The organism is Corallococcus sp. 4LFB (assembly GCF_046520365.1).
GTDB lineage: Bacteria > Myxococcota > Myxococcia > Myxococcales > Myxococcaceae > Corallococcus > Corallococcus caeni.
Genome location: NZ_JBKGHJ010000071.1, coordinates 1 through 23,308 on the forward strand (window position 1 = coordinate 1; position 23,308 = coordinate 23,308).

Sequence of the window (23,308 nt, forward strand, 5' to 3'; positions counted from 1 at the left end):
CCGCGAAGCGTGGCGCCGCGAAGAAGGCCACCGCGAAGCGCGGCGCCCGCAAGGCTCCGGCCCGCCGCGCCGCCGCCGGCCGCACCGCCCGCAAGACGTCCAGCCGTGGCACGTCCGCGCGCAAGACGTCCACGCGCAAGACGTCCGCTCGCAAGAGCCCTCGCGCCGCTCCACGCGCCGCTAGCATTGCCTTCGCTGGCGGAGACGCGGGGAGCCGGCTGTCCCTTGAAAGGGATGCGCTCCCCGCACCGCGGTGTTTCGTCCTCTCAGGTGTTGGGAAGCGAGGCGGTTCCGGCCGCGGTCCGTCATGGCCGTGAGTGGCGGGAATGGCCACCACCACCGGGTTCCCGCCACGCTTCCAGGTGGGCTCATGTCTCGTCCCGGCCAGCCCTTATTCACTGGATTGCTCAAGCTCTCCGGGTGAGCTGGTTTGTCTTGGTGTTGGTCAGTGCACGTCTGTACAAGCCCTCGGGGTCCAACGAGGGGTGTGCATGTCCAAGGCGCGACAGAAACAGCCGTTCCAGCTGCCGGATTTCTATGTGCCCTGGCCGGCGCGCCTGAACCCGAACCTGGAAGCGGCTCGCGCGCACACCAAGGCGTGGTCGTACCAGATGGGCATCCTGGGGCCGCCGCGGGACGGCACGGACCGCGAGGTCTGGTCCGAGCGCCGCTTCGACGGCATGGACTACGCGCTGCTCTGTGCGTACACGCACCCGGAGGCGCCGGGCCCGGAGCTGGACCTCATCACGGACTGGTACGTCTGGGTCTTCTACTTCGACGACCACTTCCTGGAGGTCTTCAAGTACTCGCGCGACGTGAAGGGCGGGCAGGCCTACCTGGACCGGCTGCCGCTGTTCATGCCGCTGGACCTGTCCCAGACGCCGCCGGAGCCGGTCAACCCGGTGGAGCGCGCCCTCTGGGATTTGTGGCAGCGCACCGTGCCCTCCATGTCCATGGACTGGCGCCGCCGCTTCTTCGAGAACACCAAGCACCTGCTCGATGAGTCGATGTGGGAAATCGAGAACATCAGCGAGGCGCGCGTCTCCAACCCCATCGAGTACATCGAGATGCGCCGCAAGGTGGGCGGCGCGCCCTGGTCGTCGGACCTGGTGGAGCACGCCGTCGCCGCGGAGATTCCGGCGCGCGTCGTGAAGAGCCGGCCGATGCGCGTCTTCAAGGACACGTTCTCCGACGCGGTGCACCTGCGCAACGACCTGTTCTCCTACGAGCGCGAGCTGGAGGAGGGCGAGCTCTCCAACGGCGTGCTGGTGGTGGAGAAGTTCCTCGACTGCGACACCCAGCGCGCGGCGGACCTGGTCAACGACCTGCTGACCTCCCGGCTCCAGCAGTTCGAGACCACCTTCGCCACGGAGCTGCCGTGGCTCTTCGCGGAGTACGCCCTCGACCCGGTGGAGCAGGCGCGGGTGCTCACCTACCTGCGGGGCCTGCAAGACTGGCAGTCCGGCGGCCACGAGTGGCACCTGCGCTCCAACCGCTACATGAACCAGCACTCGGAGGAGCGCCCGGCGCTGTCCGTCCCCGTGCCCTCCGGCCTGGGGACCTCCGCGCTGCGCCTCCCGCTGACGCCCGGCGCGCTGGGGCTGGGCCCGGGCCCGCTCCCTGAGCCACGTGCCCCGCCAGCACGTGGGCCCCACGAAGCTGCCGAAGTTCTACACGCCGTACAGCACGTACCTGAGCCCCCACCTGGACCGCGCGCGCAGGAACTCCAAGGACTGGGCGCGGCGGGTGGGCATGCTGGAGGTGCTGCCCGTCGTGGGGCTCTACGTCTGGGACGACCACAAGTTCGACGCGGCGGACGTGGCCCTCTGCGGCGCGCTCATCCACCCGGACGCGACGCCGGAGCAGCTGGACCTGACGGCGTGCTGGCTGGTGTGGGGCACCTACGCGGACGACTACTTCCCCATGCTCTACGCGAACACGCGGGACATGGCGGGCGCGAAGGTGTTCAACGCGCGGCTCCACCAGTTCATGCCGGATGACGTGGAGGCCGCCAACGCCGCGGTGCCCACCAACCCGGTGGAGCTGGGCCTGGCGGACCTGTGGAAGCGCACGGCGGGCACGCTGTCGCCGCGCGGCCGCAAGCTGTTCCGCAAGGCCATCCAGGACATGACGGACAGCTGGGTGTGGGAGCTGAACAACCAGCTCATCAACCGCGTGCCGGACCCCGTGGACTACGTGGAGATGCGCCGCAAGACGTTCGGCTCGGACCTCACCATGAGCCTGTCGCGCCTCTCCAAGGGCGACGCGGTGCCGGAGGACGTCTTCAACACCCGCACGCTGCGCGGGCTGGAGAACTCCGCCGCGGACTACGCGTGCTTCGTCAACGACCTCTTCTCCTACCAGAAGGAGATTGAGTTCGAGGGCGAGCTCAACAACTGCGTCCTGGTGGTCCAGAAGTTCCTGGGCGTGGACAAGGACGAGGCCGTGAGCGTGGTCAACGCGCTGATGACCGCGCGCATGAAGCAGTTCCAGCACCTGGTGGCCAAGGAGCTGCCGGTGGTCATCCGCGCCTTCGACCTGGACGCCAAGGCCCAGGAGAAGCTGCACCAGTACGTGGAGCAGCTCCAGCAGTGGATGGCGGGCATCCCCCGGTGGCACGCGGGGGTGACGCGCTACACGGAAGACGAGCTGCGCCAGACGCGGCGCCGAAGCGCAAGGCCGGGAACCGCTCCGGCCTGGGCATGTCCGCGGCCCGCGTCGCCGAGCTGTTCCGCGCCGGCAAGCCCTGAGTTCAACCGCAGTCCGAAGCCTTTTGAATCCTCAACCTGGAGAAGGTGACCCCATGTCCAATGACCTGAAGAAGTTCGACGACAACAGCCAGAGCCTTGGAACGCAGGCGGCGCGCCAGCTGGCGACGACGACCAAGTCCGAGCCGCAGATGCAGGGCATCTCCTCGAGGTGGCTGCTCAAGCTGCTGCCCTGGGTGCAGGTGTCCGGCGGCACGTACCGCGTCAACCGCCGCATGACCTACGCGGTGGGCGACGGCCGCGTCACCTTCACCAGCACCGGCGCCAAGGTGCAGGTGATTCCCCAGGAGCTGGGCGAGCTGCCGCTCCTGCGCGGCTACGAGGACGTGGAGGCGCTCACCGCGCTGGCCAACCGCTTCGTGCAGAAGGAGTACAAGGCCGGTGAGGTCATCACCGAGGCCGGCAAGGAAGCGGACTCCATCGTCCTCATCGCCCACGGCAAGGTGAACCGCATCGGCACCGGCAAGTACGGCGAGCCGCTGGTGCTGGAGACGCTGGCGGACGGCGACCACTACAGCTACCAGGCGCTGCTGGAGTCGCAGGATTACTGGCAGTTCACGGCGAAGGCCGTCACGCCGGTCATCGCGCTCATCCTCCAGCAGTCCGCCTTCGAGGCGGTGGTGGCGCAGGTGCCGTCGCTGCAGAAGCACATCGAGGACTTCAAGGCCCGCTCCAGGAAGAAGCAGGACACCTCCGGCCAGAAGGCCATCGAGCTGGCCGCCGGCCACCACGGCGAGCCCGTGCTGCCCGGCACCTACGTGGACTACGAGACGCACCCGCGCGAGTACGAGCTGGCCGTCGCGCAGACCGTGCTGCAGATCCACACGCGCGTCGCGGACCTCTTCAACGACCCCATGAACCAGACCCAGCAGCAGCTGCGGCTGACCGTGGAGGCGCTGAAGGAGCGCAAGGAGCACGAGCTCATCAACAACCGCGAGTTCGGCCTGCTGCACAACGCGGACTTGAAGCAGCGCATCCACACCCGCTCCGGCGCCCCGACGCCGGACGACATGGACGAGCTCTTGGCCACGGTGTGGAAGGAGCCGTCGTTCTTCCTGGCCCACCCGCGCGCCATCGCCGCGTTCGGGCAGGAGTGCAACAAGCGCGGCATCTACCCCACCAGCATCGACATGAACGGGAACATGATCCCCGCGTGGCGCGGCATCCCCATCGTGTCCTGCAACAAGCTGCCCATCAGCGAGTCGCGCACCACGTCCATCATGCTGATGCGCGCGGGGGAGAAGAACCAGGGCGTCGTCGGCCTGCACCAGGCGGGCATCCCGGATGAGATCGAGCCCAGCCTCAACGTCCGGTTCATGGGCATCAACGAGAAGGCCATCATGAACTACCTGGTGACGGCGTACTTCTCCGCGGCGGTGCTCACCCCGGACGCGCTCGGCATCCTGGAGAGCGTGGAGCTGGGCCGCTCGTAGTCCCACGTCGCGACCGGAGATTCTTTCATGACGAATCCAGTGACGGACGTAGCGGCGCACGAAGGCCAGAGCCTCAGCACGGCGGGTGCGCGCCAGCTGGCGACGACGACGAAGACGCAGCCGGTGATGCAGGGCATCTCGCCCCGCTGGCTCTTGCGCGTGCTGCCGTGGGTGCAGGTGTCCGGCGGCACGTTCCGCGTCAACCGCCGGCTGACGTACACCGTGGGCGACGACCGGCTGAACTTCAGCAACATCGGCGTCAAGGTGGAGGTCATCCCGCAGGAGCTGCTCAAGCTGCCGCTGATGCGGGGCTTCGAGGACGTGGATGACCTGCTCATGCGCACCCTGGCCAGCCGCTTCACGCAGCGGCAGGTCAAGGCGGGGGAGAACATCGTGGAGGCGGGCCAGTCCGCCGAGCACGTGTTCCTGCTGGCGCATGGCAAGGCGCAGAAGCTGACGGCCGGCAAGTACGGCGACCCGGTGGTGCTGGACACGCTGGCGGACGGCGACCACTTCGGCGACCAGGCGGTGGTGGAGTCGAACGACGTGTGGCCCTTCACCGTCAAGGCCCTCACGGCCTGCACGGTGATGGCGCTGCCGCAGGAGGTGTTCGAGTCCCTCATCGCCCAGTCCCCGGCGCTCAAGGCGCACGTGGAGCGCTACAAGGCGAACCTCAAGAAGCCCCAGGACAAGGCGGGGCAGGCCGCCATCGCGCTGGCCGCCGGACACCACGGCGAGCCCGCGCTGCCCGGCACCTTCGTGGACTACGAGCTGAAGCCGCGCGAGTACGAGCTGTCCGTCGCGCAGACCATCCTGCGCGTGCACACCCGCGTCTCCGACATCTTCAACGACCCGATGAACCAGACCGCGGAGCAGCTGCGGCTGACCATCGAGGCGCTGAAGGAGCGCAAGGAGCACGAGCTCATCAACAACCCGGAGTTCGGGTTGCTGCACAACGCGGACTTGAAGCAGCGCCTCAACACGCGCTCCGGCCCGCCGACGCCGGACGACCTGGACGAGCTGCTGTCGCGCCGCCGCAAGACGCGCTTCATGCTGGCCCACCCGCGCGCCATCGCGGCGTTCGGCCGGGAGTGCAACAAGCGCGGCCTCTACCCGACGGTGGTGGACGTGGAGGGGCAGAAGATGCAGGCGTGGCGCGGCGTGCCCATGCTCCCCTGCGACAAGCTCCCCATCACTCGGGAGAACACCAGCGCCATCATCGCCATGCGCATCGGTCCGGATGACCAGGGCGTCATCGGCCTGCACAACGCCGGCATCCCCGACGAGGTGGAGCCGAGCCTCACCGTGAAGCGCATGGCCGTCAACGAGCAGGCCATCACGAACTACCTGGTGAGCACGTACTACTCCGCCGCCGTGCTCGTCCCGGACGCACTGGGCGTGCTGGAGAACGTGGCGCTCGGGGGCTGAGACGGTTCACTCCTTGAAGTCTGGACGGGCCCGGTGCTCTTTCCGTGCACCGGGCCGTTTCGCGCTCAGCGGCACCGCGCTAGGTTGGCCCACGTGCCCTCCGCATCCCGCACCTTGCTGGCAGTGATCCTCGGGATTGCCGTGGGCGTGGCGGTCGGCCTGGGGGGCTTCACCTTCGCGTACGCGAAGGGCGCGTCCTACCTGCGGGACGACCCGGCCGCCTGCGCCAACTGCCACATCATGAATGAGCAGTACGACGGCTGGCGCAAGAGCAGCCACCACGCGGTGGCCACCTGCAACGACTGCCACACGCCCGCGGGCTTCCTTCCCAAGTACTACACGAAGGCGAGCAACGGCTTCTGGCACTCCTTCTACTTCACCACCGGCACCTTCCCGGACCCCATCCGCCTGCGTCCGGGCAATCGCGTGGTGACGGAGAACGCGTGCCGCAAGTGCCACGCCTCCCTCGTGGAGACCATCGAGACGCCCCCGGCGGGCCACGAGCAGGTGGGCCCCGGCGAGCAGCTCCAGTGCCTCACCTGTCACAACTCCGTGGGCCACCCCGAAGGGTCGGGCAACCCCGAGCTCATCCGTAAGGAGATGGAACGATGACCGAGCCCGGAAAGGCTCCGGAGAAGCGCCGGTGGTTCAGCGGCATCCGGCTGGTGGCCGTGGTCGCGACCGCGGCGGCGCTGGCCTCGGCGGGCGTCACCGCCCTCCTGGTCAACATCATGGAGCGCAAGCAGGAGGCGAAGAACCCCTTCTACCGGGTGGTGGAGCTGGACGACACCATCACGGACCCCGCGGTGTGGGGGAAGAACTTCCCGCTGCAGTACGACGGCTACAAGCGCACGGTGGACCAGAAACGCACCCGCTACGGCGGCAGCGAGGCGGTGGCGCGCACGCCCACGCAGGCGGACCCGCGCTCCGTGGTGGCGCAGAGCCGGCTGGAGGAGGACCCCCGCCTGGTCACCATGTGGAGCGGCTACGCCTTCGCCACCGACTTCCGCGAGGAGCGCGGCCACGCGCACATGCTCGAGGACCAGGTCTTCACCCAGCGGCAGCAGGTGACGCAGCAGCCGGGCACCTGCATCCACTGCCACGGCAGCGTGTACGTGCCCTACAAGAAGCTGGGGGACGGGGACCTCATCAAGGGCTTTGAGAAGATGAACCAGATGCCCTTCGCGGAGGCGCGCAAGCTGGTGGAGCACCCGGTTTCCTGCATCGACTGCCACGACCCGTCCACCATGCAGCTGCGCGTCACGCGCCCCGGCTTCATCGAGGGCATCGCCGCGCTCAAGGCCAGCCAGGGCGTGGCCAACTTCAAGGTGAACCAGGACGCCACCCGCCAGGAGATGCGCACGTACGTGTGCGGGCAGTGCCACGTCGAGTACTACTTCAAGGGCAAGGAGAAGCGCCTCACGTACCCCTGGGCCAAGGGCATCAACATCGACCAGATCATGGCCTACTACGACGAGGACGGGCACGCCGACTGGACCCACGCGCTCACCGGCGCGAAGGTCCTCAAGGCGCAGCACCCTGAGTTCGAGATGTACAACCAGGGCATCCACGCGAAGAGCGGCGTGGCGTGCGCGGACTGCCACATGCCCTACCAGCGCCAGGGGGCGATGAAGGTCAGCGACCACCACGTGCGCAGCCCGCTGCTCAACATCAACCGCGCCTGCCAGACCTGTCACAAGTGGAGCGAGGCGGAGCTGCTCGAACGGGCGGAAACCATCCAGACGCGCACCTTCCAGACGCGCAACATCGCCATGGACGCGCTGGTGGACCTCATCCACGACCTCCAGCGCGCGAAGGAGGCGGGGCTGCCCGAGGACGCACTGGCCAAGGCGCGCGACCTGCAGAAGCGCGCGCAGTTCTACCTGGACTTCGTGGAGGCGGAGAACTCCATGGGCTTCCACGCGGACCAGGAGGCGGTGCGCATCCTGAGCAACTCCATCAACTTCTCACGCCTGGGCCAGAACGCGCTGCGGCCTGGCGGAGGGGCCTCCACCGCCCCCGACCAGCGGCCCGCGGGAGCGCCCGTGGCCGGCACCCCGCAGGGCGCGCAGTAGCCACCTCTCCGCGGGGAGCGCGCCGGCCCGTTCGCTCACCGGCATTGCGCGAAGTACCAGCGCAGCTGGAGCTGGCCCCGGAGCACCGGGGCGTCCTCCGTTGTGCCGGGCGCCGTGGTGAGCGAGGCGAGGGCGCTCGTGCACCCGGGCAGCTTCACGTCGATGGCGGCGCCCGGGTGGAAGCGCTGGTCGGTGCCGTCGAAGGCCAGCTCCGCGCGGAAGTCCGCCACGGAGGTCTTCCGCTGCACGCCCACCCCGGCGCGCAGCGCCCGGCCGGAGCGGAACACGTCCAGCCCCTGCACCGTCGCGAGCGCGTCGAAGCGCCGGCCGAGCGCGGCCTGTCCGGTCATCCAGAGCGTGTGCCGCGTGTCCCGGAGCCCGTCGCCCGTGAACACGCCTCCCTCCGTGCGGGCGGAGACACCCCAGCCGGCGGAGACCTGGAGGTCTCCACTGCGGGAGCGCATCTCCCTCTCGGCCTGGTCGAAGAGGGCCGACAGGTCCGCTCCACGCCCGGACACGTCCTCGTCCGAGTCCGCGGGCGGAGGCACGCCGTGGCGCTCCAGCTCCTCCGCGACCCGTTCCGGCAGGGGAGAGTTGAGCACCGGGTCGTGCGGGTCGTGGAACGTCGTCCTCAGCCCGAAGCCCACGCGCCATGGGCCCCCGCCGGAGGTGTCTGGAAGCAGCGCCGCGGACACCGTCGTCTTCGTCAGCACCCGCATCAGCCGGCCCGCCACCGAGTTAGAGCGGTAGCTGGACAGGCTCCGGATGCCACCGCCGAAGAGGAAGTAGGGCGCGATGTCCAGGCCGAGGCCGGGGCTGAGTGTTTCCGGTGCCGCCGAGGCCAGCACCGTGGCCATCACGGGCTTGGGCGCCGCGCCGAGCAGCACGCGCAGGGGCGCCTCCTCCAACGCCACCAGGGCTGGAGACTCGGGCACGTCCATGTCGAGCACGTATCGATAGAGGTTGATGTTGTCGCCGTCCCGCGCGCTCGCCGTGCCCGAGGCGAGCAGCGCGCCCACCGCCGACAGTCCGATGAGCCGCTTCACGCGAGGCCCAGCGAGCGCAGATAGTCGTTGGCGAAGGCCGCGCGCAGCTCCGGGGTGGTGAGCAGGGCCTTGCGCGCGCTGAGCCACGCGTCCACGCGCGCCGCGCCGTACAGGCCGCGCACCGCCGGGCCGTCCAGCTCGTGGAACTTGCCCCAGTGGAACGTGTGAGGGATTCCCGCCCCGGCGAGCCCCTGCCAGACGCGGCGGCTGTAGGTCTTCGTGCGGGTGGACGCCGCTCCGTCGATGTCGAGGACGCACGTCATGGGCGCGTGCGAGGTGAACGCCAGCGTGGCCCGGGAGGGCAGGGCGTAGCGCAGCCCGAACAGCCCGGGGAACGGGTACGCGCGATTGGTGGCGAGGGCCAGCTCGACGGTCTCTCGCACCCGGCCGAGCGGAACGCCCACCGCGCTGCCCCAGGCCTTCCCCCGGGTGGTGGTGTCGGTGAACAGCTCGCCGTGCGTCCCGCTGACGTCGTCGAAGTCCCCGTAGAAGCGCTCCATCAGCCTCGACAGCACGGGGATGGTCAGCTCCGAGACGAGGTCCGTCAGCACGCCGACGATTTCAAGCGCGCTGTCCCCCTGCGTCAGCTTGCTGCCGGGGCTGGGCGGCTTCGAGCCCTCGGGGCGCCGCGCGTGCTTGTACATCACCGTGACGTAGACACCCCGGTCCAGGTCGTTGGGATTGATGACCGCCTGGAAGTGATAGGGTTTGAGCCCCGGCGGGCCCGGCAGCGCGATGCCGGAGAAGTCGAGCTGGTCGAACGCGCGCCAGAGCTCCTCGGTGAGCGGCCGCCGGTGGCGGTACGCCTGGAGGTAGTAGAGGTCCTCCACCTCCATCAGCACGCCGTGCACGACGCCGAAGCCGCCCAGGCCCACCAGGGCGGCGTTGAAGAGGGCGTCGTCCCGGACGAGCTGTGCGCCCAGGTTCTGGGGAATTTCGTCGTGGATGACCGGGGCGCTGGCCCGCTCCAGCCACACGTGCCGGTCCGGTGAGACCACCAGGTGCAGGCCCACCACGAAGTCCTGCATGGCGCCGAACTCCAGGCTGGAGCCGTGCGTGCCCGTCCCGATGGCACCGGCGATGGTCTGCCCGTTGCTGGCGCCGGAGGTGGGCAGGGACTTGCCGATGCTCTTCAGGAAGTGGTTCAGCTCCGCGACGGAGACCCCGCACTGCGCGAAGAGGAGGTCCTCGCGCCTGCCCGGGTAGGCGGGATGGGTGCGGGGCGCCGGGAAGAGGTAGTTCAGCGGCCTGGTGTTGACGAGGATGCCGCTGGTGGCGGGCGCCCGGGTGAAGGACCAGCCGCCGCCCAGGCCGCGGATCTCCAGGCGCTCGGTGAGGGCCCGCTGGATGAGCCCTTGCAGCCCCTGGGTGGTGTCGACGTAGCCCGGCACCGTGGACTGGGAGGCATTGGCATTCCAGACGTCCACCAGGAGCGCCAGCTTCTGGACGTAGCTCTGGTGCCAGTTCTGCCAGCGCTTCTGGGGGCTCTCGTGGATGACGGGGGGCATGGCTACCGCACCCCCAGGTCACCCGGCGTCGGCTGGGCCTTGGCGCAGCGCCACTCCACCCGCTGCGGCATCGCGAGGCCGAGCGTCAGGACGCTGATGAGCGCGAAGCCCACGTTGGTGCTCTGGGTGACCTCCGCGAGCGCCTGGTCCTCGCAGTTGTCCACCCGGGGCCGCTCCTGGACCAGGCCCCAGCCCAGGGACCAGAGGACCTCCCCCTGCGGCTCGGTGGCGCCGGCTCCCGCGGCACCGGGCGCCTGGACGCGGTAGTGCGCGCAGGCGGAGCCCAACGTCAGACACAGCAACGCCGCCGCACGCCTCCACCCCGGACGCTTTGTCATGCTCCCCCCCGCGCCCCGAAGGATGGGGAGTCACGGAGGGGAGCCGCTATCGCTCGCGCGTGCGACGGGCCTTCAGGGCAGTCAATACTTCACGCGCACCAGGAACACGTCGCCGCGCGTGGGCTTGAGCTTGTCCACGCCGAAGTCCGTGACGCGGTCCGTGTAGCCGAACAGCACCGCGTCCCCGTCCGGCATCAGCGTCACCGCCGGCACCGCCTCCACGCCGTACAGCTCGCCGCGGGCCTCCGGCGTGGCGCCCAGGAAGAGGCGCGACGCCAGGGGCTGTCCCGTGGGGTCGAAGCGCTGGGTGAAGAGCTGCGCGGACCCCAGGCCGTCCGTGCCCGTGGCGCCGTTCTCCAGCCACGAGTACGTGTAGCCCACCACCAGCACCTCGCCGGTGGCGTGGATGGCCACGCCCTGCACGGACGCGTCCACGCCCAGGTCGCGCGCCCAGCGCTCGGTGCCGTCCGCGCCCGTCACCACCACGAAGGGGCTGGGGCTGGAGGCGCCCTTCAGCGACGCGCCCGCCCAGGAGAAGCTGCCCTGGAAGTCGCCGCCCGCCACCACGTCCCCGGCGGCGTCGCGGCTCACGTCCCGGACGCTGCCCTTCACGCCGGGCCGCACCTTCGCCCAGCCGAGCGTGCCGTTCCCCCGGTACAGCGCCACGAAGGGGCTGCCCGAACCGGACCCCTGCGTCACGTTGGTGCCGAAGCGCACCGTGCCCACGTAGCGCCCCGCCACCGCCACGCTGCCGTCCGCGCCGGGTGAGAGGGACAGGGGCTCCGCGCCCGCGCCCTCGGACTCCGCGCTGCCCACGGCGAAGGCCCGCTCCGCCGTGCCGTCCGCGGCGAACACCGCCACGCCGGCCGAAGCGCCCTTCACCTCGTTGCCCAGGTCCACCGCGCCCGGCGCGGTGTAGGCCACGTAGAGCCTTCCTTCCGCGTCCGCCGCCACGTCCTTCACCGTCAGCTCGCCGGGCACCCGGTGCGCCCAGAGCGTCGCGCCGTCCGCGTTCAGCCGGGCGACGATGGCGCCGTTGCTGAGCTTGCCCGTGCCCAGGTCCACCGTGCCCTGGAGGTTGCCGGCCAGGAGCATGCCGCCCGCGCCGTCCGCCGCCACGCGGGCGTGCACGTCGGCGCGCAGCGCTTCGGGCGTGGGGTCCACGCGCACGTCGTAGGCGTGCGTCCACAGCGTCTGCCCGCGCCGGAGCGCCGCGTGAGCACCAGCTCCACGGCGTCATCCGTGGGGTTGCGCGCCTCCAGGTCGTCGTAGCCGTGCACGGCGGCGGTGAAGAAGTCCCCGGTGGCGTCCACCGCCAGGTCCAGCGCCAGGTCGTCCTGGGCCGCGCCCTCCTTCGCCAGCCACAGCGTGGCCCCCGAGGCGGGTGGCAGCTGCTCCGGCTTGTCCGGAGGCGGCTGGGTCTGTGGGGTCTCATTGCCCGGCGGCGTCTGCGTGCCGCTTCCCGGCGGTGGAACGTCGCCCGGCACCCCGGGCTGCTCCGCGGGGGGACACCCCACCTTCGAATCCTGGCAGTCGTCCGGGTCGGGCGTCTCCGCCCCGCCCCCGCACCCCCACCCTCCGCCGATCGCGAAACCCAGCACCGTCGCACCCACGACAGTCCGGCGCCACCCCCGCCCCAGATACATGGAATCCCCTCCGTGTACGGCAGGGTTCGCACGCCATCCCACACCGGCAAATACGGCGCGGGAGGCTGCTCGGCCGCCCGCTGCCAGACGGTGCGAGTGGGGCTCCGGGCGCCGTGGATGGGCGACGCGAGCACCCATGATGGTCCTCGCGTTTACCCACCCGGCGACCAAACCCAGACACTACCGCCAGAAGCCGATGGAGACGCCCCAGTTGGAGTAGCGGCTCGCCAGGTCGAACGACGCGGTGAGGGCCCAGTCCTCCCAGTAGCGCAGCACGAACAGCTCGAAGCCGCCGGTGAGGTGCGGCCGGGGGTTGCGGCCCGGGAAGGGGGACGGCTCCAGCCAGGTGCCCGCGCGCAGGCGCAAGAGGCCCGGGAAGGTGTCCCATTCGGCGCCCAGGCGCGGCTGGAAGGTGGCGGTGTCGCCTACGATCTGCGGCTCGGCGGTGGAGGAGAACGAGCGCGACGGCACCGCGTTGCTCACGCTGGAGATGAGGTCCACCTGCGCGGTGATGAGCCACCGCCCGGCGAGCGCGTCGCGGGGCTCCTCCTCCGGCACCGGCAGCGCGTCCCCGTCCACCTGGAGCTGCCGGCGGGCGGCGGGGGACAGCCGGTTGTAGCGGTGCGCGCCCTCGCCCAGCCGCCAGCTGGCGCCCAGCGACAGCACCGCGGGGGACACCACGGCCGCGTAGACCTGCCGCCCCGCGATGAAGGGCTCTGGTCGTCGTCGCGGCGCCAGCCCGCCACCACCTCCGGGCGCACCGCCACGCCAATGCGGTAGGGCCGCCCGTGCGGCCGGTAGAGCATGTCCACCGCCACGCCGGTGTCGCCGTAGCGCCAGGATTCGTCGCCCAGCTCACTGAAGCTGGCCTGCGCGGAGAAGATGCCCAGCGACAGGATGAAGTCGTCCTGGCCGAAGGCCACGGAGCCCGCGAGCACGGACTGGGTGAGGGAGACGCGCAGCTTCTCGCCCTCGCCCCGGCAGCCCAGGGTGATGCAGTAGCCCGTGCGGCTGTTGCGCCACAGGAAGCCGATGCCGAAGCGCTTGTATTGCAACATCAGCGCGCCCAGGAGCTGGCGGTTGTCCACGGACTCGTCGGCCAGGCCGTCGTTGTCCACGTCCCGGCGCTTGGTGCCGGTGAAGGGCAGGTCCAGCCAGGACAGGGTGACGCCCAGGTCCCAGTCGCGCTCCAGGGAGGGGCTGCGCTGGGCCAGGGCGGACAGGTTGCTGGACACGCCCGCCGCGCCCTCCGCGATGCCCACGTAGGCGCCGCCCAGGCCCACCATGCGCGCCGAGCCCAGCAGCGCGCCGGAGTTGAAGTACAGCCGCTCCGGGCGGGGCTCCGTGGGCACGTCGTCCTGGGCGGAGGCCGGCGACGCGGTGAGGGACACCGCGCACGCCAGGGCCGCCAGGGTACCGCGCACGCCGTGAATCACCGGACCGATGCCCCTTCGCTGAAGAGGCGGTCCGCCTCCGCCGCCAGGGAGGTGTCGCGGGCCGTGAGGCCCCCCGCGTCGTGCGTCACCAGCGCCAGCGTCACCTTGCGCCACCGGATGTCGATGTCCGGGTGGTGGTCCGCGGCCTCCGCCGCCTTCGCCACGCGCTCCACGAAGGCGATGCCGTCCAGGAACGAGGGCGCTTCATAGGTGCGGCGGATCATCCCGCCCTCGTGCTTCCAGGCGGGGTGCTGGGCGAGGAAGGTCTGGAGCGCATCCGGGGAGAGCAACGTGCGGTCGTAGGCCATGGCGGCCGTTCTACCCGCTCCCCCGCCCGATGGAAGCCCCGGCGCGTTCAATGCGCCGGGCTTCGGTGTCTCACTTCACGCTCGCGCAACCGCCCGCTTCCACTTTTCCAGGTGGCGCGCGCGGACCTCGGGCTTCATCTTCGGCTTGAAGGTCCGGTCCGCCTTCCACGCGCGGCGGATGGCGTCCGGGCTGGTCCACACGCCCGCGCCCAGGCCGCCCAGGAAGGCCGCGCCCAGGGCCGTGGTCTCCAGGTTGCGCGGGCGGACCACCGGCACTCCCAGCAGGTCCGCCTGGTACTGCATGAGCAGGTTGTTGGCCGCCGCGCCGCCGTCCGCCTTGAAGGTGGGGATGTCCCGCCCGCTGTCGCGGCGCATGGCCTCCGCCAGGTCGTGGATTTGAAGGGCCACGCCCTCCAGCGTCGCGCGCGCCAGGTGCGCCACGGTGGTGGAGCGGTCGATGCCGGCGAACAGGCCGCGCGCCTCCGGGCGCCAGTGCGGCGCGCCCAGGCCCGCGAGCGCCGGGACGAAGACGACGTCGCCGGAGTCCTTCACGCTGGCGGCCAGCGCCTCCACGTCCGGGGCCTTCTTGATGACCTTGAGGCCGTCGCGCAGCCACTGCACGGCGGCGCCCGCGATGAAGGAGCTGCCCTCCAGCGCGTAGTGCGTGGTGTTGCCCAGCTTCCACGCCACGGTGGTGAGCAGCCCCGCGGTGGAGCGCACCGGCTGGGTGCCGGTGTTCATGAGGAGGAAGGCGCCGGTGCCGTAGGTGCACTTGGATTCACCGGGGTTGAAGCACGCCTGCCCGAAGAGGGCCGCCTGCTGGTCCCCCGCCATGCCCGCGACGAGGATGCCGTCCGGCAGGCTCCGCATGCCGCGCGTGGTGCCGTACACCTCCGCGTTGCCGCGAATCTCCGGCAGGCACGCGCGAGGCACGCCCAGGAGCGAACACAGCTCGTCGTCCCAGTTGAGCGAGCGCAGGTCCATGAGCAGCGTGCGGCTGGCGTTGGACACGTCCGTGACGTGGGCGGCGCCGCCGGTGAGCTTGAAGACGAGCCAGGAGTCCATGGTGCCGAAGCACACGTCGCCGCGCTCGGCGCGCTTCTTGGCGCCCTTCAGGTGGTTGAAGAACCAGGTGAGCTTGGTGCCGGAGAAGTAGGGGTCCAGCACCAGGCCCGTCATCTCGCGCACGCGGGGCTCCACGCCCTCCGCCTTGAGCCGCTGACAGATGTCCGCGGTGCGGCGGTCCTGCCAGACGATGGCGCGGGCCAGGGGCTCCGCGGTTTCGCGGTCCCAGAGGCCCGTCGTCTCACGCTGGTTGGTGATGCCCACCACGGCGATGTCGCGGCCGGTGAGGCCGGCGTCCTTGAGGGCGCGCGCGATGCACCACTCGCTGGTGTTCCAGATGTCTATCAGGTCGTGCTCCACCCACGACGGCTTGGGGAAGTACTGGGGCAGCTCCTTGTAGGAGCGGCCCACCACCTGCAACCGGGTGTCGAGGATGGAGACGTGGGTCCCCGTGGTGCCCTGGTCCAGGGCCAGGACGTATTTCGCCTTCGCCATGCGTGCGGAGCCTCTTTCGTCGGCCAGTGGCCGGACACGGAAGAGGGGACCCTACTCCAAGCGGAGGCGCCCGCAGCGACCGCGAGTGCGAGGTGTCAGGCACCGGGAGCTGTCCGTGGAACGCTCCCGTGCCTGTGTGGGGGTGCCGTGGAGGGGCGCCTGGCCAGGGGAAGTCCACGGTACTTCCCGGCGCCACCGCTCACGGCAGCCCGCTAATAACCCGCTGGCCGTGAGGAGCGCCTGTTCATGAAGCGGCGCAGGCCGTAGGTGCCCAGGCCCGCGAGGACCATCCGGCCCAGCGAGCCGCCCATGCCGGAAGACTGGCGTCCCCGGGAGCCGAAGCCGATGGGACGGCGGCCATAGGCGCTGCGTCCCCGGTTCCAGCCGCCGCCGGTGAAGCCTCTCCGGCGGGAGCCGCTCAACGCGCCCAGCAGGTTCGATAGCAATGCCATGGTGTCACTCCGTGGTGAGGGGTACGGGGTCCATGCGGCCTTGACGGGGGTTGGACCCGAAAAGGACGCGCGTGCATTGAAAGGTGGGCCCTACGCCGTGCGTCGACACCCCGTGTCGAACAGTGCGCACGGGGCGCCGTGCCCCGGGCCGGAGGGCAGGCGGGCGGGCCCGTGGGAATGGCGGCTACGGGAGCCCGAGGACTCCGGATGCATGTCATTGAATGGCAGGGCATTGGCTGCCTGCCCATCGAACGAAAGCTTCGGTGGGGTGAGGCGTGGCGCACCCGGTTCCGCGCTTCGCGAGGCGTCTCCACACTTGAATGCTGGAGCTCGCAGGCGACAGCACGCGTGGGGGTCCGTCATCCCTGTGGGGCGGACCCCCATGTTCTTCTCAGGCCTTCGGTACGAGTCCCTGTTCGCGCAGGAAGGCCACCGTGCGGGCCACGCCCTCGGTGAGCGGGGTGGGGCGGAAGGCCAGCTCGCGCTGGGCCTTGGCCGCGTTCACGTGGGCCTCCCAGCGCATGAAGGACAGCTGGCCGGGCGCGACGAGCGGCCTGAAGGGGAGCACGCGCGCGAGCGGCGCGGACACGCGGGCCAGGGCCTCCATGAGGAAGACGGGCGCGACGGCGGGCGGCTTGCCTGTGCCGGCGGCTTGGCTGATGGCGAGCGCGAGGTCCGCGTTGCTCACGTACTGGTCGGAGACGAGGTAGCGCTCGCCGTTGACGCCGCGCTCGGCGGCGGCGAGGTGCACGTCGGTGCAGCCGTCCACGTAGACCACGGACATGCCGCCCGGCGGGAGCAGCGGGGCCTTCTTGTTGAGCAGCTGGATGAAGAAGGAGTTGAGCCCCACGTGCACGGGGCTGGGGCCGTAGACGGCGGCCGGGTTGACGAAGACGACGTCCAGGCCCTGCTGGCGGATGGCCTCCACGGCGCGCTCGGCGTCCTGCTTGGAGCGTTCGTAGGCGGTGGGCTTGGGGTGCGGGTCGATGTGGGCTTCGGTCAGCTCGCCGCCCCGGGGCGCGGCGAAGACGTCCATGGTGGAGGTGTAGACCACGCGGCGCACCTTCGCGGCGTGCGCGGCGGACAGGACGTTGACGCTGCCCTGGCGGTTCACGCGGTCGAAGATGGACGCGTCCCGCTGCCACTGCTCCGGCATGCCCGCGGCGTGGAAGACGCGCTCCACGTCCTGCATCGCGGCGGGCAGGGTGCCCGGGGACGTGACGTCACCCGGGACGAGCTGCACGGAAGCGGGGAGCAGCTTCGCGGCACGGGCCGGGTCGCGCACGAGCGCGCGGACGGAGGCGCCCTGCTTCACGAGCCGCTGCGCGATGGCGTTGCCGATGAGGCCGGTGGCCCCGGTGACGAGGACGTTCATGATGACATGAACTTTAATTGGTTTTGTACTGATGGGAGCATGTTTTGCTCAGTAAAGTGCACTTGACGAGGTCTAGCTATCTTGAGGCTACGCATCTTCGAGTGCTGAGTTGCGCGACTCATTTGAGGCAGGATCCATTAAAGTGGTGGAACGTGTTTCATGTAGAATTTCCAGTAATTTGCCTGTCCCGAACAAGCGGTCTGCTGCTTCTTTGTCGAATGAGTATTGGGGCAACACTGCGCGCCCGCCTTTGTCGGTGTTTCTAATAAGGCTCCGTCGCCGTGTTGCGAATGTGAGTATCTGGGGCAACATGATCTCCGGCGAACTGGAGGCACTCTCGAGAAGAGTTGTTGAGAACTGAGGCCACTGCTCCCCTGGTAAGCCACTTGTGTCTTCAGCGCGAATTCTGTCGAGGCCCCAGATACTCCAGAACAATGTATGAGGACGACTACCGTCAAGATTGCTTGCAAGTTCTGACGGCTTGTCCTTGAAGAAATCCATTATGGCGCTCGAAAGATGAGCGCTGATTTCTTTTGCTTCGCTCTTGGGGATGAGGCTGTCGACGTTGTTGCTTGTTGTTGCGAAAATATTAACAAGAGAGAAGGCGATTACTAAATTTTCCGGGATTGCATCGGAAATAAGCTTGCGCAGTGATTTGGCAAGAGCCTGCTCAGGGGGACGGTTGTTTAGCATTGCTAGCCATATTGAGACGATTCCTTCTGGTCCAATGGATCGATCTGTCAGGTGTGTAATTTTCATCCTTGTGAGTGTGGATGTGGTCTCTTCGAGTATTGTCAGTAGTTGGTCCTCGGTAACACGCGTACTCAGGAAGGTGATCAAAGAACTGGGCTGGCTTTGTGAAGCAAGCACGCTCATGAGTGGAGCGGTTTTGCCTTGAGCCCAGTCGCCGATCGATGAGAGGGCTCTCTGATCGCTTTCTGCTTCGGAAGGAGGCGTACGTGAGGCGTACCTTCCCCAATAGTCGGTTTGTGTAGATGCAAGCGCCTGGGGGCGTTTCTTGCTGGCTGCTGAACCGCCCTTGCCTTTGTCCCAACCAGGGAAAAGCTCGTTCAAGAGGAGTTTTACTGCTTCCCTTTCGTCGTCTTTGAGTGAGTTTAAATGTGGCGTTATTTCGTTTTTAAATTTGGACTCATTGTTCTCTTGAACTGCGCGACCTGCGCCCATGCGTAGTGTGCGGACATGCTTTGCGATGGCCGCATGGATTGTTGGTGAGGTGTTTTGTATGACGGATATCATCAACAGGTCGTCGATATCTATTTCGCCGTGTAGTTTGTCCCAAGTATCTGAGAAATGTCTTAGTGTTTGTTTGAGTTTTCGCGGAGTCGAACAAAGTATGCTGACTGCACCCGCTAAGCTGTCGGGGTCTGCGTCTGAGTGCCAAGTAGGAGGAGACTTGTCGGGGGCTTGCGGCCATAGTCTGTTCCTTTCGTCCGGCGTTGCCGGATCGATCTCACCCGGGAATTTTTGTAGAGCAAACTGCCTATTCGTTTGTACTGTGACGCTTGTTGTTTTTTCTTGGAGACGAGGAATGTTGATGGCGAATTGAACAAGTTTTTCGAGATCGAATCTGTAATCCGCAGCCGACGATGCGAGCAGTACTTGGATGGATTTGAGTTCAGAGAGTTCATTTAGTAGAGCGCGTAGGGGACCGAGTCTTGCGTACTCTGGCTCTCCTGTAGATTTGTGTAGGCCTGCAAATCGCTCGAAGTCTTCGATCCAAAGAAATATCTTTATCCTTGTGGCCAGGGCTGTTGTGTCAATTTTCTTTAAGAGCAGTGAAGGTTGATCTGGCTTGGCGAGGCGTATGGCTTTTATTAGCGGTAGGCCTGTGCCTTCAATGGCGTCGATATAGTCTGTCGAGAGTCCCTTGAGGTGGTAGACTGGGACATGGTTTGATAGTTGTTCAAGTATTGCGTTTAGGACTCCTGCTATTGCGGCCTGAGTAGATTCGAATGGCCACAGGCTGAGTCTGATTATGCAGGTGTTGGGGTTTGATTTAGTGAGTTGTTTGGAGGCTAGATTGAGTATGGAGCTCTTCCCGGACCCCGTTTCTCCAATCAGTGCGATGGTTGGTTCGGCGTCTGAGTCTATAAGTGTTGTCAGGTGGGTTGCGAATTTTGTGTGGTCAAACAGGTCTTCGTCTTCGAGTTGAATGGAGGCGTCTGTTTTTAGCCATTCCGGATAGGCTAGAGGGGTTTGTGTCTTTTTTGTGGCGTATTTCAATCGGAGCAAATTTATTGCGATTGCCGTGACAGTGATTGTGGTGACCGCAATTGATGCGAAGATTGCGATGTGGCCGAAGAACGCCACGACGTCCTCCATGGGAGGCGTAGGGATAGCGCAGGTGGGGCTTAGTACTGACTGCGGGAATAGAAGCGTTGTGGCTATGACTGTCAGTGTGCCGGCAATGGCGGGCAATATTGTGGGCGGATATGACTTAAGATGTTTTAGTCCGAAGAGTAAGTTGGGCTTGATTTCAAACCAGCGCCACAGTGCGGCTGCGGTGAGGGTTGCGGCCGACAATGTCGTTGCGTTGTTTATGTATGTTGTTTTTGTGCAGTCGATTGCGTGTATTATGAGAATGGTTGTGCTGGTGCCTGCCAGCCATAGTGCGGCGATGTCGGCCCAGCGGCTTTGACTTGCTTGGGTGTTTAATTTTTTATCTTGATTCATGTTGATTTGGTGTTTTTTATCTGGTGGTGTGGGTTTGTGGTGGTTTGTTTTTTTGAGCTTGGGTGTCTGACTGTTGCTGTTTGGTGTGGTCTTGATTTCAATGTTACGCCCAAGTGGCTCCAGCAGACGGAGTGCTGTGGCGGGTTCGATGCGCCGGCCAGTTCGCGGACGGAGGCGCCCTGCTTCACGAGCCGCTGCGCGATAGCGTTGCCGATGAGGCCGGTGGCCCCGGTGACGAGGACGTTCATGGGGCCGGCAATCTAGCCGGAGTCACCCGTGCCGCGCGCCGCGTGATAGACCCGTGCCGGTACGACTCGGGGGAGGACATCATGACGGGAGCCATCAGCCTGGAAGCCTTGGCGGCGTACATCCGGGATGCGTTCAGGGACGTGCACATGGATGCGCGGACGCCGGACGTCTTCTTCTTCGCGGGAGACGAGCGGCAGCACCCCTTCGCGACCATCGTCACGCGGGACACCGAGCTGGACCACCAGTCGAAGCTGGACCGTCCGGACGTGTTCCGGTTGAACCTGTGCGTGGGGAAGGACAGCTTCCAGAAGCTGTTCCCCGAGCTCGACCCGAATGTCGACTTCACGGCACTGGACGTGCTCCTGCCGCACCCGGTCCATGCGCGGATGTTCTGGCTGAGCGTGCTCAATCCCAGCCACGAGACGTTCTACGTGCTGCGCCCCTACCTCCGCGAGGCCTACGACCTCCAGATGCAGCGGGGCGCGCGGGGCTGAATCACGGCGTGCGGCTGCGGACCGTCTGCTCGTCCCGAGGCGCATCCGCGTACCCGGTCATCTCCAGGTAGCCGCGCCCCTGCACGGGCTGGCCCTCGCGCGTGCCGTCCACCGTCACCGCGCCCTCCCAGTAGCGCACCAGCACCGGCAGCTCCTGGTCCGGGAGCTTCGGCGTCACGGTGAGCTCCAGGGCCACCTTCGGGACCTGGACGCGCCAGCCCGCCGGGTACTCGCCGCCGCGCGGGCTCTTCCAGGTGCCGCGCCGCTCCAGCTTCATGTCGCTGGCGGTCAGGTGCACGGCCTCTCCCGTCGCGGGGATGTACGTGCCCGCGCTGAACGGATCCGTCGTCCCGTCCTTCTTGCGCAGCTGGTAGAGCATCAGCTCGCTGCCGTCGGAGAACTGGAGCGCGAACCAGTCCCAGCCCACCTGGTCCCCGCTCAGCGCGCTGGTGCTCCACTCGCGGTCCATCCAGCTCTCGCCCCGCACCTGCACCGTCTGCCCGTCCACCGACACCGTGCCCCGCGAAGGCATGCGCGGCAGGGAGTAGTAGTAGGACGCGTTGCCCTGCTGCGGCCCCTTCTGGCTCAGGCCCCTGTCACCCTGGAGCACCGGCGGCTTGCCCTCGTCGAGCGTCAGCTCCAGCGTCACGCCGTCGCCCTGCGCGCGCAGGTGCATGGGCCACGTGCCGCCCGTGCCCTCACTGCGCACGTCCCAGTCCTGAAGCCAGACATGGAACGGCGCCCCTTCCGCGCCCGCGAGCCCCTGCGCCGCGCGGCTGAAGCGCTCGCTGACGTGGAACCGCCCGGCGCTCACGTCCGTCAGCGTGAAGTGCCCCATGAACACCTGCCGCGTGCCCCAGCCGGACTCCCGCTGCGTCTTCTCCGGCGACAGCGCGCTGCGGAACAGCGTGAACTGGTAGCCGAAGGCCCGCCCGTCCTGCGTCTCCAGGTTTCCCGTCCAGTACCACCACTCGGTGCGGAAGTCGGGGTGGGGGCCGTGGTCCTCCGGGAAGCGGAAGGGCCGGGGCTCCATCGCGCGCGCGTAGCCCTCCAGGCTCCCGTTGCCGCCCATCGCGGACGCCACCGTCATGCCGCTCGCGTTCCCGGGCCCGGTGTCCTCCGTGTCCCGCAGCACCACGCCCACCGCCACGCCCAGCGCGGCGAGCACCAGCACCACCCCGATGACGAGTCCCCGTCCCATGCCTCACTCCTCCCGCAGCGCCATGGCCGGGTTCGCGCGCGCCATGCGCCACGCCGGGTACAGCCCCGCGAGCGCCGCCGCCACCAGGGCCAGCACCAGCGCCTGCAACACCACGCCGGGCGCCACCACCAGCTGCAACGTCCACCCGAACGAGCGCTGGTTGATGACGTGCACCAGCACGTACGCCAACGCCAGACCCAGCGGGATGGAGAACAACCCCGCGAGCAAGCCCAACAGCCCCGTCTGCAAGGACACCATGCCCCACAGCTGTCCCGGCGTGAGCCCCGTCGCGCGCAGCACCGCGAACTCGCGCGCCCGCTCCAGCTGCAATGACATCAGTGCGCTCAGCACGCCCACGAACGCGACGCCAATGGCCAGCAGCCGCAGCACCTGCGTGATGGTGAAGGTGCGGTCGAACACCTCCATGGAGGCCTGCCGCAGCGCCCGGTTCGCGCGCACGTTCAAGGCCTGCTCACCGCCCGCGCGGTCGCGCACCCGGGCCACCAGCTCGTCCACGTCCTGCCCGGGCGCGGCGAAGAGGGACAGGCCGGACACGCCCCGGTCCTCGTACCAGTGCTCATACGTGGCGCGCGGCATCAGCACCGTGCCCACGTCCGAGCCATAGTCGAAGTACACGCCCGCCACGCGGAAGTCGTGCGGTCCCTTGTCCGTCGCGACGCGCAGCGTGTCGCCCGCGTGCACGTCCCGGTGGAACGCGAAGGGCTCCGACACGATGAGCGCGTCGGGTGACGCCTCCAGTTGCCGCCACACGTCCTCCGCGCGCCCTTCCTTGAAGCGGTACGTCCGCTCGTGCCCCTTCGCGAAGTCCACCGCCAGCAGGTCCGTGTCCACGCCGTTGATGCGCACGTGGATGACCCGGATGGAGCCGCTCGCCTCGACGCCCGGGGTGGACCGCAGCTTCTCCGCGAGCCCCGGCACCAGCGAGGAGTCCCCGCGCCGCGCCACCAGCGACGGCGGTGACACGAACACGTCCGCCTGCAACGCGGACTCCAGCCACGCGGCCACCGTGCCCCGGAAGCTGGACACCATCAGGCCCACGCCCACCGTCGTCGCCACCGCGACCATCAGCGCCGCCAGCGCCACCGCCGTGCGAGACAGGCTCGCCGTCACGCCGCGCGCCGCCATGCGCCCCAGCGGACCGAACAGCGCGCCCAGGGGCCGCGCCGACGCCACCGTCAGCTTCTCCGTCACCCAGGGCACCAGCAGCGCGCTGCCCAGCAGCACGGCGAAAAGTCCCGCGTACGCGGGCAGCAGGGCCTGCGTGGGCCACGCGAGC

21 protein-coding genes are annotated in these 23,308 nt (G+C 68.1%); 7 read left to right on the top strand and 14 right to left on the bottom strand.

Features of this window, described 5'->3' with window-relative positions; all coding sequences use genetic code 11:
- Positions 1-491: 491 nt before the first annotated feature.
- From ACLEQD_RS10625 to ACLEQD_RS10650, 6 genes are all read left to right on the top strand, one after another.
- Positions 492-2,000 (top strand): terpene synthase family protein, encoded by a 1,509-nt coding sequence (locus ACLEQD_RS10625; protein WP_410383403.1) that lies wholly within the window; start codon positions 492-494, stop codon positions 1,998-2,000.
- A complete protein-coding gene (locus ACLEQD_RS10630) occupies positions 1,924-2,799 on the top strand; it encodes a terpene synthase family protein (protein ID WP_410383423.1) in 876 nt (291 codons plus the stop codon). The genes ACLEQD_RS10625 and ACLEQD_RS10630 overlap by 77 nt, the downstream gene beginning before the upstream one ends.
- A gap of 4 nt (positions 2,800-2,803) precedes the next feature.
- The gene (locus ACLEQD_RS10635) at positions 2,804-4,201 is read left to right on the top strand and encodes a family 2B encapsulin nanocompartment shell protein (RefSeq protein ID WP_410383404.1); all 1,398 of its coding nucleotides are present in this window, start codon (positions 2,804-2,806) and stop codon (positions 4,199-4,201) included.
- Positions 4,202-4,228: 27 nt separating this feature from the next.
- On the top strand, positions 4,229-5,629 hold the full coding sequence (locus ACLEQD_RS10640) for a family 2B encapsulin nanocompartment shell protein (RefSeq protein ID WP_410383405.1): 1,401 nt from the start codon (positions 4,229-4,231) through the stop codon (positions 5,627-5,629).
- Between the two features lie 84 nt (positions 5,630-5,713).
- Complete coding sequence (gene nrfH, locus ACLEQD_RS10645) at positions 5,714-6,241, top strand: cytochrome c nitrite reductase small subunit (protein WP_410383406.1); 528 nt, start codon at positions 5,714-5,716, stop codon at positions 6,239-6,241.
- On the top strand, positions 6,238-7,704 hold the full coding sequence (locus ACLEQD_RS10650; RefSeq protein WP_410383407.1) for an ammonia-forming cytochrome c nitrite reductase subunit c552: 1,467 nt from the start codon (positions 6,238-6,240) through the stop codon (positions 7,702-7,704). The genes nrfH and ACLEQD_RS10650 overlap by 4 nt, the downstream gene beginning before the upstream one ends.
- 35 nt (positions 7,705-7,739) lie before the next feature.
- On the opposite strand, the gene ACLEQD_RS10655 is transcribed toward ACLEQD_RS10650, so the two are convergent.
- From ACLEQD_RS10655 to ACLEQD_RS10710, 12 genes are all read right to left on the bottom strand, one after another.
- Complete coding sequence (locus tag ACLEQD_RS10655; RefSeq protein WP_410383408.1) at positions 7,740-8,750, bottom strand: hypothetical protein; 1,011 nt, start codon at positions 8,748-8,750, stop codon at positions 7,740-7,742.
- Entirely contained in the window at positions 8,747-10,258 is a 1,512-nt protein-coding gene (locus ACLEQD_RS10660; protein ID WP_410383409.1) for an FAD-binding protein, read from the bottom strand. Before ACLEQD_RS10660 ends, ACLEQD_RS10655 begins: the two co-directional genes overlap by 4 nt.
- 2 nt (positions 10,259-10,260) lie before the next feature.
- A complete protein-coding gene (locus ACLEQD_RS10665; protein ID WP_410383410.1) occupies positions 10,261-10,596 on the bottom strand; it encodes a hypothetical protein in 336 nt (111 codons plus the stop codon).
- A gap of 81 nt (positions 10,597-10,677) precedes the next feature.
- The gene (locus tag ACLEQD_RS10670; RefSeq protein WP_410383411.1) at positions 10,678-11,766 is read right to left on the bottom strand and encodes a hypothetical protein; all 1,089 of its coding nucleotides are present in this window, start codon (positions 11,764-11,766) and stop codon (positions 10,678-10,680) included.
- A gap of 656 nt (positions 11,767-12,422) precedes the next feature.
- Positions 12,423-12,800 (bottom strand): hypothetical protein, encoded by a 378-nt coding sequence (locus tag ACLEQD_RS10675; protein ID WP_410383412.1) that lies wholly within the window; start codon positions 12,798-12,800, stop codon positions 12,423-12,425.
- Positions 12,722-13,666 (bottom strand): hypothetical protein, encoded by a 945-nt coding sequence (locus ACLEQD_RS10680; protein WP_410383413.1) that lies wholly within the window; start codon positions 13,664-13,666, stop codon positions 12,722-12,724. The genes ACLEQD_RS10675 and ACLEQD_RS10680 overlap by 79 nt, the downstream gene beginning before the upstream one ends.
- Positions 13,667-13,674: 8 nt before the next feature.
- Positions 13,675-13,986 (bottom strand): 4a-hydroxytetrahydrobiopterin dehydratase, encoded by a 312-nt coding sequence (locus tag ACLEQD_RS10685; protein WP_410383414.1) that lies wholly within the window; start codon positions 13,984-13,986, stop codon positions 13,675-13,677.
- Positions 13,987-14,061: 75 nt separating this feature from the next.
- Entirely contained in the window at positions 14,062-15,546 is a 1,485-nt protein-coding gene (glpK, locus tag ACLEQD_RS10690; protein ID WP_410383415.1) for a glycerol kinase GlpK, read from the bottom strand.
- A 212-nt stretch (positions 15,547-15,758) separates the two neighbouring features.
- The gene (locus tag ACLEQD_RS10695) at positions 15,759-15,998 is read right to left on the bottom strand and encodes a hypothetical protein (protein ID WP_410383416.1); all 240 of its coding nucleotides are present in this window, start codon (positions 15,996-15,998) and stop codon (positions 15,759-15,761) included.
- A gap of 391 nt (positions 15,999-16,389) precedes the next feature.
- Positions 16,390-17,373 carry an SDR family NAD(P)-dependent oxidoreductase gene (locus ACLEQD_RS10700; protein WP_410383417.1) on the bottom strand — a complete coding sequence of 328 codons (984 nt, stop codon included), beginning with the start codon at positions 17,371-17,373 and terminating at the stop codon, positions 16,390-16,392.
- 87 nt (positions 17,374-17,460) lie between these two features.
- On the bottom strand, positions 17,461-20,067 hold the full coding sequence (locus ACLEQD_RS10705) for a P-loop NTPase fold protein (protein ID WP_410383418.1): 2,607 nt from the start codon (positions 20,065-20,067) through the stop codon (positions 17,461-17,463).
- The gene (locus ACLEQD_RS10710) at positions 20,064-20,315 is read right to left on the bottom strand and encodes an NAD-dependent epimerase/dehydratase family protein (protein ID WP_410383419.1); all 252 of its coding nucleotides are present in this window, start codon (positions 20,313-20,315) and stop codon (positions 20,064-20,066) included. The genes ACLEQD_RS10705 and ACLEQD_RS10710 overlap by 4 nt, the downstream gene beginning before the upstream one ends.
- A gap of 81 nt (positions 20,316-20,396) precedes the next feature.
- Between ACLEQD_RS10710 and ACLEQD_RS10715 the strand changes: the two genes are divergently transcribed.
- Positions 20,397-20,810 (top strand): DUF6194 family protein, encoded by a 414-nt coding sequence (locus tag ACLEQD_RS10715; protein WP_410383420.1) that lies wholly within the window; start codon positions 20,397-20,399, stop codon positions 20,808-20,810.
- Position 20,811: 1 nt separating this feature from the next.
- Here the strand turns inward: ACLEQD_RS10715 and ACLEQD_RS10720 are convergent, their stop codons facing one another.
- Positions 20,812-22,011 carry a lipocalin-like domain-containing protein gene (locus ACLEQD_RS10720; protein ID WP_410383421.1) on the bottom strand — a complete coding sequence of 400 codons (1,200 nt, stop codon included), beginning with the start codon at positions 22,009-22,011 and terminating at the stop codon, positions 20,812-20,814.
- Positions 22,012-22,014: 3 nt separating this feature from the next.
- Positions 22,015-23,308, bottom strand: a 1,294-nt coding sequence (locus ACLEQD_RS10725) for an ABC transporter permease (protein ID WP_410383422.1), incomplete at its 5' end; no start/stop codon positions are given.